This window comes from Staphylococcus sp. FSL W8-1207 (assembly GCF_038003745.1).
GTDB lineage: Bacteria > Bacillota > Bacilli > Staphylococcales > Staphylococcaceae > Staphylococcus > Staphylococcus equorum.
This window is the reverse complement of sequence record NZ_JBBOPU010000001.1, coordinates 1,344,645-1,360,960: the sequence shown is the minus strand read 5'-3', so window position 1 is coordinate 1,360,960 and position 16,316 is coordinate 1,344,645. Positions and strand designations below refer to the sequence as shown.

31 protein-coding genes are annotated in these 16,316 nt (G+C 34.4%); all 31 read left to right on the top strand.

Annotation, left to right across the window (positions count from 1 at the left end; genetic code table 11):
• Window positions 1-3 precede the first annotated feature (3 nt).
• The 31 genes from NSR03_RS06770 (at window position 4) to gpGT (ending at window position 16,229) form a co-directional block, all read left to right on the top strand.
• Window positions 4-408: a DUF1064 domain-containing protein gene (locus NSR03_RS06770; protein ID WP_285342757.1), complete on the top strand. Its 405-nt coding sequence runs from the start codon at window positions 4-6 to the stop codon at window positions 406-408.
• A 5-nt stretch (window positions 409-413) separates the two neighbouring features.
• The gene (locus tag NSR03_RS06765; protein WP_069832482.1) at window positions 414-599 is read left to right on the top strand and encodes a hypothetical protein; all 186 of its coding nucleotides are present in this window, start codon (window positions 414-416) and stop codon (window positions 597-599) included.
• Window positions 599-976, top strand: a complete 378-nt coding sequence (locus NSR03_RS06760; RefSeq protein WP_285342755.1) for an SA1788 family PVL leukocidin-associated protein — start codon at window positions 599-601, stop codon at window positions 974-976. Before NSR03_RS06765 ends, NSR03_RS06760 begins: the two co-directional genes overlap by 1 nt.
• Window positions 976-1,554 carry a DUF3310 domain-containing protein gene (locus tag NSR03_RS06755; RefSeq protein ID WP_285342753.1) on the top strand — a complete coding sequence of 193 codons (579 nt, stop codon included), beginning with the start codon at window positions 976-978 and terminating at the stop codon, window positions 1,552-1,554. The genes NSR03_RS06760 and NSR03_RS06755 overlap by 1 nt, the downstream gene beginning before the upstream one ends.
• Window positions 1,555-1,770 carry a hypothetical protein gene (locus tag NSR03_RS06750; protein ID WP_285342515.1) on the top strand — a complete coding sequence of 72 codons (216 nt, stop codon included), beginning with the start codon at window positions 1,555-1,557 and terminating at the stop codon, window positions 1,768-1,770.
• Between the two features lie 189 nt (window positions 1,771-1,959).
• On the top strand, window positions 1,960-2,343 hold the full coding sequence (locus tag NSR03_RS06745) for a hypothetical protein (RefSeq protein WP_285342751.1): 384 nt from the start codon (window positions 1,960-1,962) through the stop codon (window positions 2,341-2,343).
• Entirely contained in the window at window positions 2,344-2,709 is a 366-nt protein-coding gene (locus NSR03_RS06740) for a YopX family protein (RefSeq protein WP_285342749.1), read from the top strand.
• 87 nt (window positions 2,710-2,796) lie between these two features.
• Window positions 2,797-3,018, top strand: a complete 222-nt coding sequence (locus NSR03_RS06735; RefSeq protein ID WP_069820673.1) for a hypothetical protein — start codon at window positions 2,797-2,799, stop codon at window positions 3,016-3,018.
• Between the two features lie 37 nt (window positions 3,019-3,055).
• Window positions 3,056-3,823 (top strand): hypothetical protein, encoded by a 768-nt coding sequence (locus NSR03_RS06730; protein ID WP_069820674.1) that lies wholly within the window; start codon window positions 3,056-3,058, stop codon window positions 3,821-3,823.
• Window positions 3,824-4,009 carry a hypothetical protein gene (locus tag NSR03_RS06725; protein WP_069820675.1) on the top strand — a complete coding sequence of 62 codons (186 nt, stop codon included), beginning with the start codon at window positions 3,824-3,826 and terminating at the stop codon, window positions 4,007-4,009.
• 257 nt (window positions 4,010-4,266) lie between these two features.
• Window positions 4,267-4,566 carry a MazG-like family protein gene (locus NSR03_RS06720; protein ID WP_069820676.1) on the top strand — a complete coding sequence of 100 codons (300 nt, stop codon included), beginning with the start codon at window positions 4,267-4,269 and terminating at the stop codon, window positions 4,564-4,566.
• 41 nt (window positions 4,567-4,607) lie between these two features.
• Window positions 4,608-4,826, top strand: a complete 219-nt coding sequence (locus NSR03_RS06715; protein WP_285342737.1) for a DUF1381 domain-containing protein — start codon at window positions 4,608-4,610, stop codon at window positions 4,824-4,826.
• A gap of 137 nt (window positions 4,827-4,963) precedes the next feature.
• Complete coding sequence (locus tag NSR03_RS06710; protein ID WP_285342735.1) at window positions 4,964-5,104, top strand: hypothetical protein; 141 nt, start codon at window positions 4,964-4,966, stop codon at window positions 5,102-5,104.
• A complete protein-coding gene (locus tag NSR03_RS06705; RefSeq protein WP_285342733.1) occupies window positions 5,104-5,331 on the top strand; it encodes a DUF1514 family protein in 228 nt (75 codons plus the stop codon). Before NSR03_RS06710 ends, NSR03_RS06705 begins: the two co-directional genes overlap by 1 nt.
• Before the next feature lie 9 nt (window positions 5,332-5,340).
• Window positions 5,341-5,889, top strand: a complete 549-nt coding sequence (locus NSR03_RS06700) for an NUMOD4 domain-containing protein (RefSeq protein WP_069827469.1) — start codon at window positions 5,341-5,343, stop codon at window positions 5,887-5,889.
• Entirely contained in the window at window positions 5,890-6,288 is a 399-nt protein-coding gene (locus tag NSR03_RS06695; protein ID WP_285329422.1) for a hypothetical protein, read from the top strand.
• 284 nt (window positions 6,289-6,572) lie between these two features.
• Window positions 6,573-6,887 carry an HNH endonuclease gene (locus NSR03_RS06690; protein WP_285342731.1) on the top strand — a complete coding sequence of 105 codons (315 nt, stop codon included), beginning with the start codon at window positions 6,573-6,575 and terminating at the stop codon, window positions 6,885-6,887.
• A gap of 175 nt (window positions 6,888-7,062) precedes the next feature.
• Entirely contained in the window at window positions 7,063-7,425 is a 363-nt protein-coding gene (locus tag NSR03_RS06685) for a hypothetical protein (RefSeq protein ID WP_285342730.1), read from the top strand.
• On the top strand, window positions 7,422-9,092 hold the full coding sequence (locus tag NSR03_RS06680) for a terminase TerL endonuclease subunit (protein ID WP_285342729.1): 1,671 nt from the start codon (window positions 7,422-7,424) through the stop codon (window positions 9,090-9,092). The genes NSR03_RS06685 and NSR03_RS06680 overlap by 4 nt, the downstream gene beginning before the upstream one ends.
• A 15-nt stretch (window positions 9,093-9,107) precedes the next feature.
• Complete coding sequence (locus NSR03_RS06675; protein ID WP_285342728.1) at window positions 9,108-10,286, top strand: phage portal protein; 1,179 nt, start codon at window positions 9,108-9,110, stop codon at window positions 10,284-10,286.
• The gene (locus NSR03_RS06670; RefSeq protein WP_285342727.1) at window positions 10,249-10,956 is read left to right on the top strand and encodes a head maturation protease, ClpP-related; all 708 of its coding nucleotides are present in this window, start codon (window positions 10,249-10,251) and stop codon (window positions 10,954-10,956) included. Before NSR03_RS06675 ends, NSR03_RS06670 begins: the two co-directional genes overlap by 38 nt.
• An 11-nt stretch (window positions 10,957-10,967) precedes the next feature.
• A complete protein-coding gene (locus tag NSR03_RS06665) occupies window positions 10,968-12,152 on the top strand; it encodes a phage major capsid protein (protein ID WP_285342726.1) in 1,185 nt (394 codons plus the stop codon).
• 90 nt (window positions 12,153-12,242) lie between these two features.
• Window positions 12,243-12,530, top strand: a complete 288-nt coding sequence (locus NSR03_RS06660; RefSeq protein WP_069816145.1) for a hypothetical protein — start codon at window positions 12,243-12,245, stop codon at window positions 12,528-12,530.
• On the top strand, window positions 12,514-12,882 hold the full coding sequence (locus NSR03_RS06655; protein ID WP_285342725.1) for a hypothetical protein: 369 nt from the start codon (window positions 12,514-12,516) through the stop codon (window positions 12,880-12,882). The genes NSR03_RS06660 and NSR03_RS06655 overlap by 17 nt, the downstream gene beginning before the upstream one ends.
• A complete protein-coding gene (locus NSR03_RS06650; protein WP_285342724.1) occupies window positions 12,872-13,261 on the top strand; it encodes an HK97 gp10 family phage protein in 390 nt (129 codons plus the stop codon). The genes NSR03_RS06655 and NSR03_RS06650 overlap by 11 nt, the downstream gene beginning before the upstream one ends.
• A 20-nt stretch (window positions 13,262-13,281) precedes the next feature.
• Window positions 13,282-13,689 carry a hypothetical protein gene (locus NSR03_RS06645; protein ID WP_081333351.1) on the top strand — a complete coding sequence of 136 codons (408 nt, stop codon included), beginning with the start codon at window positions 13,282-13,284 and terminating at the stop codon, window positions 13,687-13,689.
• Window positions 13,689-14,279, top strand: a complete 591-nt coding sequence (locus tag NSR03_RS06640; protein WP_069816137.1) for a major tail protein — start codon at window positions 13,689-13,691, stop codon at window positions 14,277-14,279. Before NSR03_RS06645 ends, NSR03_RS06640 begins: the two co-directional genes overlap by 1 nt.
• A 93-nt stretch (window positions 14,280-14,372) precedes the next feature.
• Window positions 14,373-14,891 (top strand): Ig-like domain-containing protein, encoded by a 519-nt coding sequence (locus NSR03_RS06635; protein WP_069826516.1) that lies wholly within the window; start codon window positions 14,373-14,375, stop codon window positions 14,889-14,891.
• Between the two features lie 57 nt (window positions 14,892-14,948).
• Window positions 14,949-15,302 (top strand): hypothetical protein, encoded by a 354-nt coding sequence (locus NSR03_RS06630; RefSeq protein ID WP_340719195.1) that lies wholly within the window; start codon window positions 14,949-14,951, stop codon window positions 15,300-15,302.
• 30 nt (window positions 15,303-15,332) lie between these two features.
• Window positions 15,333-15,692, top strand: coding sequence for a phage tail assembly chaperone G (gpG, locus tag NSR03_RS06625; protein ID WP_053464108.1), 360 nt, complete (start codon window positions 15,333-15,335; stop codon window positions 15,690-15,692).
• A 15-nt stretch (window positions 15,693-15,707) separates the two neighbouring features.
• Window positions 15,708-16,229 (top strand): phage tail assembly chaperone GT, encoded by a 522-nt coding sequence (gene gpGT, locus NSR03_RS06620; RefSeq protein WP_340719194.1) that lies wholly within the window; start codon window positions 15,708-15,710, stop codon window positions 16,227-16,229.
• Window positions 16,230-16,316: the final 87 nt, after the last annotated feature.

Here is a 16,316-nt window from a genome sequence, read left to right as displayed (position 1 = left end):
GGAATGAGTAAATACAACGCTAAGAAAGTTGAGTATAAAGGGATTGTGTTCGACAGCAAAGTTGAATGTGAGTTTTTCAAATACTTAGAAGGTCGTAAGTATATTGATGGCTTTGATTATATCGAAGTGCAGCCAAGATATGAATTGGTCCCTAAGTTTGGCAAGCAACGTAAAGCTGAATACATCGCAGACTTTGCACTATGGAATGAGAATAAGTTGGTCGAAGTCATAGACGTAAAAGGAACGGCTACAGATACAGCTAAATTGAAAGCTAAGTTATTCAGATACTTGTATCAAGATGTGACACTAACGTGGATATGTAAAGCGCCTAAGTACACTGGCAAGGATTGGATAACGTATGAAGATTTGATAAAGGCTAGAAGAGAACGTAAGAAAGCAATGGAGTGATTCCGATGAATGAAGAAACAATCAAGATTAAGTATACTGCATCGTTTGAAAAGACAGTGCCATTTATACAAAGACCAAATGAAGAAGTGAACGATGTGTTAGATCGTATTGGTAAAGATATGGATAAATACGTGAATGATTATTTAGATGGAACGTTTATAGAATTCAGTGAGCCGGAGGTAAAAGACTAATGAACATCAATTTAAGTAGAGCAAAAGATGATAAAGGTAACTTATGTTTCGTAATGATAGATGATAACGAAGAAGTATTTGTAGATGTGGAAGATTACAAGGAAGCAAAACAACTTGGTATCCATTACACGAGAATTAGATACCATGCGAAGAAAGGTAGACAACACTTGAAAAACTACATTAGAAAGTATGACCAACGTCAAGGTGTGGACAGACTCAATGCAGAGGACAGAGAGCGTGCTGAACGTAAGGTTGAGTTGGAAGAACATAAGCAACGTAAGGAACAGGAACGTCTGCAGATGATAGAGGATGCTAAGCGTAGAGATGAATATTGGTTCGATAATACATGGAATCAAATGTTTAAGGGGTGGAGTTAATGAAGATTAGAGAATTAGATGTTGGTAATTATGTAATTGTGTATGACCTTGGTAAAAGTGAAGATGCTAAAGGTATGACAGTAGTTGGAAAAGTAATAGATTATCTAGAATTTATAGATGAAGAAAACAATCAAGTTTACATTAATTCAAATGGAAATAAATATCTAATTACAGATGATAACTACTTTGATTTGTGGAGTAACTATTTAGATAACAAGACGGAACATATTGGCTTTGATAAAGAGAATACGGAGAAAGCAATAAAATTGTTATCCAACGACGTACAACAACGTAAACGTAAAGGTGTGGTAACTAAAGCAATACAAGCAACTATACAACCAGGAGAGGGCGTGCTTTCACATGAAACAGTAAACCACCCATCACATTATAACTACGGTGAAATAGAAGTAATAGATTTCATTGAGCAGGTCACACAACACTACAATACCAACGTGGCTTATCACATTGGCAATGCGATTAAGTATCTAGCACGTTCGCCACACAAGAATGGTAAAGAAGATGTGGCAAAAGCTAAATGGTATATCGAACGTGCATATGATAATTGGGATGTGAAGTAAGTGGCTGGTGGAAAACAAAGATATGAATACGTTATTTATAAAGGTGATGACATTATTTGTCATGGTACACGTAAGGAATGTGCAGAAAAGTTAGGTGTATCTGAACAAACAATTATGTTCATGAGTTCACCAACATTGAAGAATAAAGATAAAGGTACACGTTTAATAGCAGAAAAAGTAAGTATTGCAGAGATAGAGAAAGAGCTAGCGATATGATCCTATCAGATACTATAAAAGTTAAATATAAATTAAATACATGTGGGCTACAGACACATGAAATTGCAAAGTTACTACGTGATAAAGGTGTTAAGGGATTCACAATATCCTCGAATGATAGAAGTGTAATCGTAGCAGTACCACGTGAGGATATAAAACGGAACAGGAAGATAATGGAGGGGTTTAGGAATGGTAAAGATAAAAACTAAGAAACAACTAAACTTACCGCAGTTGATTGAGTGGGCGATGGATAATGATATAAAGCACAGAGTATTTGTATCGAATCCAAACTTTGATGGAGTGACTTATAAATTAGGTTTCGATATTGGTGGAGATTTGTATTTTGAGGAAGCGTTAACACCTACACTACTTTTCACAGTTGAAGTCGAGGAAGAAATTACGGAAGATACAGAGTTTAAAAGTATGGTCGAGGTAACCACAGACGACTTATTTGCTGTTTGGGAACACGCAAGTATTAGCACATGGAAAAATGAACACAGCAAAGAATTTCACGCATACATTGATGGAGAATTTAAATTAATCTGGACACATGAGAAAGGTTTGGTGGAGTAGATGGTACCGAAGTATAGAGCGTGGGATAAAGAAGAAAAAGAATGGTTAAGTATTAGAACAATAGGATTTGATGATGATGGTTCACTAGTGAAATGGGAACTCCTCCAATCCACAGGACTTAAAGACAAGCATGGTGTTGAGATATTTGAGGGAGATGTATTGGAAATCCCTGTCGCTATAGATACCGAAACATTAAATGGTGAAGTTGTTTTTGAGGATGGAATATTTGGTGTTAAAGATGTTTTAGATGGTTGGGGATTTGACATTGGTTTGGTTCCATTAATAGAAATTATTTTAGCTAAAAAAGTAATAATTGTGGGAAATATATACGAACACCCACATTTACTAGAAGGTGATAACGGATGAAACAATTCACAGTTTGGCTAGCAGTCGTAATCATACTGACAATCGTGCTATTGATAATGTGGACAACTATGTAAGGGAGTGGTGAGGGTGAAGAAGAAATTTACAATTGAAGTTGAAATGGAAGAAAGATGGATTGATTGTTTTATGTCGATGTTAAATAAAATGGAACACCTCGGTAATTTAGGAGTTTCCAGAGATGTTTCTATCTACTCAGATGGTGATGGAGATTTTCGACCTAAATTTAAAGCAGATGTAGATTGGGAAAAAGTAGAATCTGATATAGAAGATAACCATTATGATGCGGGGTAGTATGAACGTATTTTAAATCAATAAGGAGTGATGGCGAGTGAGTTATGAATATGTAGACTTCGGAGAACAACGTGATTACAAAGCAGAACGAGATACATTGAAAGATGATGTTTTAGCTTGGGCAGTTACTTGCAATAATTTAGAACAAGAAAATAAAAAGCTAAAAGCAGAACGTGACAAATTCGAAAAAATGCTCAATAAAGAATGCGAATGTGGCTATAAATTGGAAGGTCAATTGCATGATATGACAAAACAACGAGATACTTTAAGCGACGATCTATCTTGGTATAAAGCAAAGGTTAGTAGGTTGGAAGAGATTAGAGAGATTAAAGATAGTGCTTTAAAAGGTGCGGACATTAAAGTTAAAACGTTGGAACAACGACATTCAAAATTAGTAGATGAAAATACAAGATTGCAAAATGAATTATACACAATGGGATTAAATCAAGATGAAGCAGACGACAAAACAAAGAAATTGGAACGGGAGAATGAGGAACTTAAAGAAAGTCATATAAAACACATTGCTGATATGGAAAATTACTACAAAGACAGAGTGCAAGAACTCAAAGAAGAAAACAAAGACAAAAATAGAATAATATCAAAAAGATTAGAACACGAGAACAAGGAAAACATTCAGTGGTACCAAATGCATAAAGAATGTGCTGATGCTGTGTATAACAAGAAGATGATGTACGAATCCCTACTATCCGAAATCTCCCAACACATCGGCAACAAACCATCGAGCAGCACGTATAAGTATTTTAGAGCGAAGTTGGATGGTGTCGGGATTAAGGTGGGTGAGTAAATGTATTCTTTATTAGAACTTGAAAATGTATATGCCAGCCTCAAAGAAGGAATGAGTAAATTTCACGATTTTAAATTCGATACTTTACTGATAGTTGCAGCGATAACATTAGGAACTAATCATATTTGTAAAGCTATAAAAAATACTGAATGTAACAATGATTCCACAATAAAATATATAGATTAGATGATGACAACATCATGGGATGAACATTGATGAGAAAAGAGAAAAAAGCTAAATCAGTTTATTAACCGAAAATAGCTGAAATGAAAGGTGCAAGATAAGCCATGAAGCATAATATTGTAAATAACACATAAATAAATCCCTTAATTTCGTCACTCATAGATTCAACCCCTTTTATAGAATCAAGAAAGTAATTTTAAAATAGTCCAGCAATGAAGTCAATAATATTATAAAAACGAAAATCAGGGAGGACAAATAACATGAATGAACTAATCAAATTGGTAGAACAATGGAGTATAGGTAAAAACTTACACAAAAATAATTCAGATAGACAAGCATTGAAATTCTATGAAGAGGCTGGTGAAGTTGGTGCAGCATTATCACGTAACAAGATGGATGATCTAAAAGACGGTATAGGCGATACAGTCGTAACTTTAATTATATTGGCACAACAACATGGAATGACATTAGAGGAGTGTTTACAGTACGCGTATGACGAAATCAAAGGAAGAAAAGGAAAGACAATCAATGGAACGTTCATCAAAGAATCAGACTTGTAAGGATAAAGACATTTTAGAAAAAGTTAAGGAAGTGTTACAGCGTGACTAATTATTTAATCCGACACATAACCGACTCAACAGGTCACACTTTCACTGAAGTCATCAAGCCACGAGAGAATGAGCGCTACGATATTGTGAGTGCAGAGAGTAAGGCAGAGGCGAAGAGAATTGCAAGTAGACCTAAAGGGTTGTTAAGTGTAGTTCCATCTAGTTTTAATGATGGTCCAATTAGTAGAGCTTTATCAAAAGGTAACAAATAAAGAAAGGACAGTGAGTGAATTTGGAGATAGGTAAATACTATTATGTTGTAACACGAAATAATCAAATGGCTACAGGTTTATTTGCACCTGAATATGTAGCCATCAAAGATCTTGTACATGATATTGGAGGTAAATAGATGAAAACAATTGATGATATAAAGAGCAAGTTGAATGAAACAATAGAAGATATAGATTCCTTTGGCATTACTGTGGAACTTGAAGGTTACAGATTAGCATTAAGTGATTTTTTAGAATGGATTAATGAGGAGGACGACTAATGTTCTGGATAACACTCTCAATACTTCTAGGAGTAATCGCAGTCATTTCACTTATATACAACACAGTCAAAGATACTAAGATAGATGCACTTGAATATGAGGTGGCGTACTTGCTAGATATTATATTCAATGATCATGGCGATGTGGTGTTGAGGTTGAAGGAAGATGAACGCACTGACGAACAGATTAGAGAGATTAAAGATAAGTGGGATAAACGAATAAAGTAGGTGGAGAGAATGGAAGAATGGAAGGATATCATAGGTTACGAAGGTTTGTACAAGATATCTAACAAAGGTAGAGTTTGGAGTTGTACTTATAACAGAACTTTGAAGCCTTCTACAGAGAAAAGTGGATACAAAAAAATAGTGTTATCTAAAGAAGGAAAACTTAAAACTTATAGAATCCATAGATTGGTTGCATTAGCTTTCTTAAAACCTGTTAAAAATAAAGAAATAGTTAATCATATAGATGAAAATAAATCTAATAATTATTTCTTAAATTTAGAATGGTGTACTTACAAAGAAAATATGAATCACGGGACTTGTATAAAAAGAATATTAAAAACTAAAAGCGGGAAAAATTACGATGGTTATAAAAAAGTTTCTGAAAAGCTTTCCGTTCCTGTAATCGGTATAAATGTAAAAACAGGAGAAAAAATAGAATTCAAATCAATGACTGAAGCCAGAACTAAGGGTTTTAATAATGGACATATTAGCGCTTGTGTTAATGGTATAAGACAGACTCACAAAGGATACAAGTGGCATAAACAATTTGGAGGGTATTAGATGTACACAAAGGAAGATATTCGATATATGATTGATAACTTTAGAAGTAACTGCAATACATTAGCAATGATACTTCCAGATGTGGATAGTAATAGTATTGCACAGTACGGCATAGAGGCTACATTACCTAAACCACAAGGCGTTAATAGTAGTAAGGTAGAATCGGTTGTACTTGCTAGAGAGAAAGCTCACAGACACGTAAAGAGTAAGATGGATAAGATAGCGTTCATCAATGACTGTCAAGATAAACTAGATGAGGATGACTTTATATTCTTAGAAGTAATGAAAGGATATAAGCGTCATGAGATATTACCAGAGGCTGAGATGAATAAGAATACTTATGGAGATAGACGTAAGGAAATCATTGATAAGCTATACTACATGCAGAAGGACAGTTAGGACACATCAGGACAGTTGTGACACATTAGGACACTTCTGACACTATTATGTACTGTACATAGGTATGGTATATAATATCGATATACGATAAGTTCCAGTGACTTATTATAAATAACAATACTATATTATATTTAGGCACGCAGGGGTGATTACCTGTGTGTCTTCTTTGTGCTTATTGATATGAACACTACACATGAACTCCAACTATATAACTTTAAGTCATGCTCGTAGTGTTGATATGAGTTAGCATATGTCATTCATTAATAAAGATAAGGTGATTGCATATGATAGATGATATTAACTATAAAGATGTGAATGATCGTAAGAGATTTTATAAGAAAAGAGAATGGAAAGATATAAAAGCGATAAGACGTGAGATTGATAATGGGGAATGTCAGTGGTGTAAAGCTAATGGCAAAGTAGTTACATCTAAAGATACACGATTGATTGTTCATCATAAGCAAGAGTTAAAGGATAGACCAGACTTAGCATTAGATATAGATAATTTAGTTACAGTTTGCTTTGCTTGTCATGAAAATCATCACGATAGAAATCTTTATAAAAAGAAAAAAGATAATTGGAATGATGAATGGTGGTAATTTTTAAAAAATAAAAAATAAATTTATATAAAAAAATTATTTAACCCCCCGCCAAAATATTTTTAATTTTATTTTAACCTCGGGGAACGAGGTGGGGAGTCTTTTCTCGACATTTGCTAACAAATATCGCGTATAACCCCCTCCCTACAGCATATATAGAAAAGAGGTGATAACTGTGGAAAGAGATGAACAGCAACTTAAGGAACATGAAGCACGAGTAGATAAGGAAAAAAAGCGATTAGATAAGGTCTTTCAGTCTATACCCGATGACAAAAAGAGAGTAGCGCAAGGGTTAATTGTTCAAGCGGCAAGAATGCGTGTGTTACTTGATGACGCTTGGTTAGATATTCAAGAAAAAGGTGATTACGAGTTATTCACTCAATCAGAAAATGCCCCTCCATACGAACGTGAACGACCAATAGCCAAACTTTTCAACTCTCGTGATGGTGCTTATCAGAAAATCATACAACAACTCTCGCGGTTGTTACCAGAAGAAGTAGCGCAAGAAGTGAAAGATAAAGGTAGGAGTTTATTATGACGAAAGTAAATAAACATGTACAACGGTACATAGATAAATACAAAAATGGTGAAATCAACTTAAATAGTGACCGAATTAAATTGATAGATCACTTAGAACTTAATGTTTTATATCGAGAAGATTTATATTTCGATGATGAACAAATTGAAAAATGTATTGCTTTTACAGAAAAGTTTTATTTCAAATTACAACCATTTCAGAAATTTCTAATCGCTTTTATTTTCTTGTTTGATGAAGAAGACGAATTATACTTTGAACAGTTCTTTTGGTTAGTGGCACGTGGTGCTGGTAAAAACGGTTTGATCAGTGCTTTATCTAACTATCTAATAAGTGAACTACATGGTGTAGATAATTACGATGGCACAGTTGTAGCTAACACTGAAAAACAAGCTAAAACATCATTTGAAGAAATGCACAGGCAAATTACTAAGCATAATTTATATAGTGGAAAAATTAACGATGTAGAAGGTGAAGGTTTCTTTGATTTAACCAAATTACGCATAACATCAGAAGTAACACAAAGTAAATTTGAATTCGCAACAAGTAACGCTGGCAGTAAAGATGGTGGTCGTGAAGGATTTATCATTTATGATGAAATTCACAGATATGAAAACAATGACATAGTAGATGTATTCTCTAGTGGGCTTGGTAAGGTAAAGCACCCTAGAGAATTTTTTATAGGTACTGATGGATTTGTTCGTGAGGGATTCTTAGATAAATTGAAAGACCGTTCTAAAGCAATTTTAGATGGCGATTCTCCTGATGATAGATTGTTTCCATTTATTTGTAAGTTAGACCATAAGGAAGAAAAAGATAACCCTACAACATGGTCAAAAGCAAATCCAATGTTTGAAGAACCTATGAGTGATTATGGTAAACGACTTTATCGTAAAGTATTAAATCAATATAAAGATTTAACGCATAGTCCTAGTGGTTATGAAAACTTTATAACAAAACGCATGAACTTACCTGAAGAAGATTCAAGTAAGATTGTAGCATCTCGTGAAGATGTGCTTGCGACTACACGTAATATTCCACCACTGAAGAACAAAACAGCTATTGGTGGCGTTGACTATGCAAGTATTAAAGACTTTGCAGCGGTAGGATTGTTATTTAAACAAGGAGACGATGTAGTGTGGATATCACACTCATTTGCTCGTAAAGGGTACTTAGACGAAGCTAAGCTAAAGCCACCAATTAAACAATGGGAGAAAGACGGTCATTTAACAATAGTCGATGAACCATCAATTAACCCTGTCCATATTGTTAATTGGTTTATAGAAATGCGTAAAAAGTACGCAATCCAAAAAGTAGTAGCTGATAACTTCCGAATGGATTTAATGCGTCCACTGTTTGAAGAAGCAGGTTTTGATATAGAGGTTATACGTAATCCTAGAGGTGTTCACAGTAAATTAGCACCACGGATTGAAACGTTATTTGCTAACCATCGTGTCATTTATGGCGATAATCCATTAATGCGTTGGTATACAAATAATGTAGCAGTCCAAATTAAAAAAGATGGTAACAAAGAATTTATCAAGAAGGACGAACACAGAAGGAAAACAGACGGTTTCCATGCGTTCTTACACGCTTTGTATAGCGTAGATGAAATAGAAGAAATAGATTTAGATCAAGCTTTTGATTTATTAGATAAACTTGAATTCTAGTTAGGAGGTGATTTATTGGGAATTTTTGATTCAATACTGAAAAGGAATCTAGACTTACGAGACATGCTTGATTTGGATTTAGCCTATGACCCTGCTAGTAGGTCGTATTTAAAACGTATTGCACTTGAAACCTCTATTAACTTTATTGCTCGTACCTTTAGCCAATCAGAATTTTGGGTTAAAGATGGACAAGAATTAGTTAGAGATAAGTTGTATTACAAATTAAATGTACGACCTAACACTGATTCAAGTGCTTCAGACTTTTGGCATAAGGTCATTTATAAACTTGTGTATGACAACGAAGTATTAATCATAAAGACTGATAGCGATGACTTATTGATTGCTGATGATTTTTATAGAGAAGAATATGCAGTCTATGATGACTTGTTTAAAGATGTAGTAGTTAAAGACTATGTATTTAAACGTAATTTTAAGATGGATGAAGTAGTTTATCTAAACTACAACAACGATAAGCTGCAAAGATTTGTAGATGGTTTGTTTGGTGATTATGGTGAGTTGTTCGGTCGTATGATGGACACACAACTACGTAAGAATCAGATTAGAGGTGTTGTTAAAGTTACTAAAGGCGGTGGTGAAGTTGCCAATGGTAATATGAGCAAATTACAGAACTATATAAATAAAATATATGGTCAATTTAACAAAAATGGTGTTGCAATAGTACCACAAGTACCTGGCTTTGAATACGAAGAATTGTCAAAAGACAATGCAAACGGGACTGATAACGGTGCGGAAAACTTACAAAAAGTTAAACGTTTATTTATTGACGATGTAGCTAAAATCATTGGAATACCATCTAACCTTATTCATGGGGATGTGGCAGACCTTAGCAACGCTATGACAGCTTACATTGATTTCTGTATTAATCCACTTGTCACTAAGATTGAAGATGAATTAAATAGTAAGTTTTTCACAGAACAAGAATACTTAAAAGGACAATGTGTCAAAGTAGTAGGCATTAACAAGGTGGACCCTATTAAGAATGCAGAAAAAGTAGACAAATTAATATCATCAAGCGCAGCTAAACAAAATGAAGTGCGTGAAATGCTCGGTCTTGAACCTGTTGAAGGTGGAGACCGTTTTATTTTGACTAAAAACTATGAGAAAGAAGATTCAACGGAAGGAGGTGAGACTGATAATGGAGACGAAAAAGGAACTAATCAAAGCAACGTCTAAATATTCGTTTAAGAATGAAGTACAAGACGATAAAGTCATTCTCACTTTAGGAGGACCCGTTGCAGAATCGTCATTCTTTGCAGAAGAAACTATCAACAGTGAAGACATTGCGAATGCATTAGACGATGTGAACAAAGACGTTGTTATTAGATTAAACAGTCCCGGTGGTGATGTATTCCAAGGTATTGAAATTTACAACTACCTTAAGAATCATTCATCAAATATTACAGTAGAAGTTACTGCTTTAGCTGCAAGTGCTGCATCTATTATTGCAATGGCTGCTGATTCTATGGTAATGGAAAAAGGTGCTTCAATCATGGTACATGAAGCTGAAACTTTAGCTATTGGTAATAAAGCCGATATTAAAAAAACGCTAAACGCTTTAGAAACGATTGATGAATCCATTGTGGATATTTACCAAGAAAAAACAGGTTTAGATCGTGATGAAATTTCTCAAATGATGTCTGAAGAAACTTGGTTTACTGCTAAAGATGCAGTAGACAAAGGTTTTGCAGATGATACAAAAGAGAAGGTTGAAACACCTAAAGAAACTAAAGTAGAAAATAACGCAGAAATTATTGAATTACAGAATCAAATTGCAAACTTAACAAATGAAGTTAAGTCTTTTAAAAATCAAAACAAGAAACCAAAAACAAAAAGGTTATTATAGGAGGAAAAAGTATGACGATGAAATTTAAAGATGCAATCAACAAAGACGTTGAGAACTTAAAGAATGAATATTTTAATGCAGTACGTAATGAAGAAGACCAAGAGGTAGTAGAAAATAAATACGCTGAATACATGGCTGCCTTTTCTCAAAACTTACACAATGAAGTGTTAAAAGAAGCACGTGAAGAAGTCCACAACACTACTACAGATAAACAAGTACGTATGAATCGTGGAGACAATATATTAACAGCAGAAGAAAATCGTTTCTTCACAAACTTAGTAGAAGATGAAGCTAACTTAGATACTTACAAAGAAGAAGTTATCTTACCTGAATCTACTGTATTACGTGTGTTCGAAGATATGCAACAGGCTCGTCCTTTACTATCTAAAATTAATTTCCAAATTGCTGGGATTAAAACACGTATGATTGTGGGAGACCCAAGTGGAGCTGCAATCTGGGGTGAGATCTTTGGTAAAATCCAAGGACAAATCCAAGCTAATTTTAAAGAATTAAACTTCTCACAAAATAAATTAACAGCATTTGCAATTGTACCTAAAGACATGCTCGACTTTGGTCCAGAATGGGTTGAACGTTATGTACGCTTACAATTAGCAGAAGCTATGGCGCTTAAATTAGAAGAAGGCGTTGTTTTAGGTAAAGGTGCAGCATCTAACCAACCATATGGTTTAACTAAAGACTTAACGTATGATACTGATGGAGTAACTGTAACAGGTGCAGCAGATAAAACATCGGCTGGTACTTTAACATTTGCAGACACTCAAACAACTGCTAATGAGCTTGCTGAAGCATTAACAACATTATCTACTAAAGAAAATGGACATAAAGTAGATGTAACGGCTGGCGTAACTTTAGTGGTTAACCCTGCAGACCAATTCTATGTTAAAGCTCAAAACACTATGCAAACAGTTAATGGTTCATGGGTTACATCGTTACCATTTAATGTAGATGTTATTGCATCTGAATTTGTAGAAGAAAACCAAGCGCTATTCGTAGTAGGTAGTCGCTACTATGCAGTTCAAACTGGCGCAGTTAACATTAAGTCTTACGACCAAACGTTAGCTTTAGAAGACGCTGATGTATTCATCGCCAAGCAATATGCACACGGTATGCCTGACGATAACAAAACTTCGTTAGTTTATGACTTAGATATCGCTGCAAAACCGGTAACACCCTAATACACCCCAAAACGTAGAAGTAACAGCTAATAGTAAATCTGTTAGCATTTCTGCGGAATAGGGGCAGATTAAGTTGAAAGTGGTGATTAGATGATCACTCAGACACAAGTAAACGAAATGAAACGCCGATTGAAAATATTCCATACATTTGAAGATGAACATATCAAGTCTTTGCTCGAACAATCGTTTGAAGACATTCAATTCAGATGTCAAGAGTTTGTAATAGGCAAGAACATTAGAGGTACAGAACTTGTGTATGAGCGTACAAGATATGCTTATAATGACGCATTAGAATATTTTCACGAAAACTTTTTACCACAAATAACTTCTTTCGCTTTAGAAAACATGGAGGAGGTTGATTATGAAGAAAAGTTATAAACCACCAGAGATAAGTAACGGAGACCTTAGAGTCCCTGTTACTTTTTTTCGTATGGTAGAAAATGAAGGACCTTTACCTGGTAGTAGCAAAGCAGAGGATGTTTTCACTACACTTTGTGAAGTTTATGAAAGCTCAACTAAAGACTTAGAAAAAACAAGTAATATTACTGGTACCAATAAGGTAACGATTAACTTTAGAAATCCTCATTCCGATTATCATGTTAAACATTCAGATACGTTTGAGTTAATTCATGATCTATATCAAGGTTTAACATTTAGAGTCATTGATTTTGCACTCAATTCAAGTAATAAAGAAATGATAAAAGTCGTGGGTGTAGCTAATGACAGTTAAATTAAAAGGCATGAAAGAAATAGAACGAGCATTAGAACGTAAATATGGCAGACAAAAAATGAAAAAGATAAGTGACGAAGCGTTACTTGCTGGTGGGCAAGTGATAGTTAAAGAAATAAAGAAAAGTTTCGAATCATTTAAAGATACAGGTGCGAGTATTGATGAAGTCACGTTATCCAGACCTTATTCATTAAACGGTGTACGTACAATAAAAATACATTGGAAGGGTCCTGATGACCGTTATCGTATTATTCATTTAAACGAGTTCGGTACTATCAAAAACCCTAATCCACGTGGTAAAGGCTCAATTGATAGAGCTTTAAGAAGTGGTAGAGATACCTATTTCAAAGTGGTTAAAAGACAATTAGAGAAAGGATGATGTAGATGAGGGATATCTTAATGAACATTTATAATATGCTGATAAACGACAATCAAGTTATAGAACATGTAGGAAAAAGAATTAAATTCTACGAATACCCAGAACCCTCTGACGCATCTAAGCCTTACATTGTCATGAGTGAAATTGATGATACTTTACCCGTTGGATATGCAGATAATGATAATTTAGCTTTGAGTTACTTGGTACAGATTGATTTATTTGTACCAGAATCAAGTGATTATCAAGCTTATCACGTTAGGAATCAACTTAGTTATCACATATCTAGGTTGATGAAAGAAAAGTTACAAATGGAAAATACAGCAAATGCACAACCAGAATACGATAGAGAATTAAAAATATACAGGTCCGCTCGTAGATACGAGGGGTCCTTTTATCGTTCTGAATTAAATTTACAGGAGGAATTATAATGCCAAAACAAACAACAAGTTTTACAGGTTTAGATAACTTTAACTACAAAGTATTGAATGAAGATGGTGCAGGTGTTAAAACACCAGAACGTATCAAAGGTTTACAAGAAATAACAATTTCTAAAGAACAAGAAGTTGTTAAAGCACACGGTGATAACAGAACAATGGAAACTGCAGTAAGTAATGGTGATGTGGAAATAGAAAGTGGTTTCCATACATTAAGCCTTGAGGATCGTACAGCTTTATTTGGCTTAGAAGTTGACGAAGATGGAATCGTAGCAGTTGGTAATGACACACCAAACGATGTAGCAGTCTTATTAGAACGTACATCGGCAGAAGGGCGTGAAGTTGTAGGTTTAATCTCTGGTAAGTTCACATTCGCAGAAGTGGAAGGTTCTACAACATCTGACGAAATCGAATTCTCTAGTCAATCAACTACTGGAACATTCATTGCGAAAGATGTCGAAGGTTATGACGAACCTAAAGCGATGTACTTAGGTTTCGACCCTAAAGGTACTGATACAGCATTACACAGCATTTGGAAGAAAGTCTTTGGCGAAGAACACCCAGACGCAGTAGTAACACCCTAAGGTTCCCCAAAAAGTTGAAGTAAGTGCAAACAGTAAGTCTGCATCTATTTCAGCAGAATAGGGGCTTTCAAAATAAAAAATGGAGGAATTGAAATGGAAGACAAATTAAATTTATACAAAGATGAAGAACTTTTAAAGAGTGAGAATTACGTTGAAGGAAAAGCAAACGTAACTATTGATAGCTTAGATGCAGATACTGATTATCCAAAAGGTACTTATCAAGTATCACGTGAAAATGAAAATGGAGAATCAAAGAAAAAAGACGTCCCAGCATTTAAAACAAAACCTATTCTAGTAACGGGTGTGACGTTAAATAAGGAAGCATTGGATTTAACGGTTGGGGATCAACAAAAAATTACGGCAACAGTAGCGCCTGGAACAGCTACAGACAAATCAGTTGAATATTCTTCTTCTGATAAAGCTGTGGCTACAGTAGACGGTGAAGGTAATATCACTGCTGTTGCCAAAGGCGGTGCTGACATCACAGTTACAACGACAGACGGTAATAAGACAGCTAAATGTACAGTTACAATAACTGAAAAAGAAGTAGAAGAACCAGAAGCATTAAATGTAGAAACAAAAACAAATAGCGCTGACGTATCAGCGAAATAACTACTATTGAGGGCTTAATGCCCTCTTTTTATTTGCAAATAAAAATGGAGGATGACTATGAAAAAAATAATTGAATTCTTAAAAAAGAAAAAACAAAAAGATGAATGTTTATTAGTCATTAAACAAAAAGATGTTAATTCTGTTCCAACAGTTATTTATCAAGGAAAAGAAATTTCATTGAAAAAGTACATTAATTTTGAATGGGATACAAAAGATTTAGATAAACCTTATGGAACAGCATTTAGCGTTCAATATTCAGATGATGCTGAAGTAGGATATCCAGAAATTACAGAATGCTATACACATCCTAGTAAAACAAAGCTTCTCGAAGGAGTAATATATACGCCTAGTTTGCATACTATAGCTAAAAATGGAAGTCCAGAATCAATCATACCTTTTAATAACATATAAAAAATACAAAAAACAAAGGAGCAATTATAAATGGCTAAACAAACTAAATTAAACTTTATCGAATTAATCACAGGTGAAAAAGAAAACGGTGAATTTGAAACAAAAGTATATTTCACACCTAAACACTTACCTTTCAGTGAGTTAATGAATGTATTTGAGAAAGTGGAAGAAATTGAAAAACTAGAAGAAGATTCAGGAATTGAAAGCATTAGAGAAATGTTTAAGTTAGTTGCAGAAGATATTTATAAAAAACAATTTACTGTACAAGAGTTAATGGACGGATTGCATGCACCAGAAGCAATGCCAGAGTTAAGAGCACAAATACAGTTTATTTCACAAGGTGAGTTATCAGAAGAAAACGAAAAGCGTTTGAAACAGCTTCTAAAGTAATAAGAGGTGATATGAATGAAACACAGCAAAATAGAATTAGCTACTAACTTTGATAGTGAAGGAGTGCCAGGGAGACATGAAACATTTGTCACACGTCCGAGCATTCCTTTTTCTTTGGTATATGAATGTGTTTCTTTTCTAGCTTCGTTAAAAGGCAATCCAGACAATGACGAGTTACACGTAATGATAGACCTAGTTGTCCGTATATTTGATAACCAGTTTTCTAAAAGGCAACTTATTGACGGTCTAACATCGTATGAAGGTACCCACGAACTATACAAACAAGTTGTTTTCATAGGAAGTGGGCAAAATTTAGATGATGAAGTTGAGTCAGATGAAAAAGTTCAATCTATATCAGTAAATGGTTGGGAAGATCATAGAGAAAATTTGAAAAAAACTATTAAGAAAATGGTCAAAGACGGTGAACAGACGTACAACGATGTTTTGGATATTCCGTATTATTTAGTGTTCGATGATTTAAATACGAAGGTTAAAGCGGAACGTAAGTCGTCTATGTTATCAGCCTTTGGACAGTAAGTATAGGAGGTTTTGAATTATGGAACAACAAATGTTAAACGCGTTTATTGAAGCGCCTATTCATTACAAATGTGACAGCATGTTGAC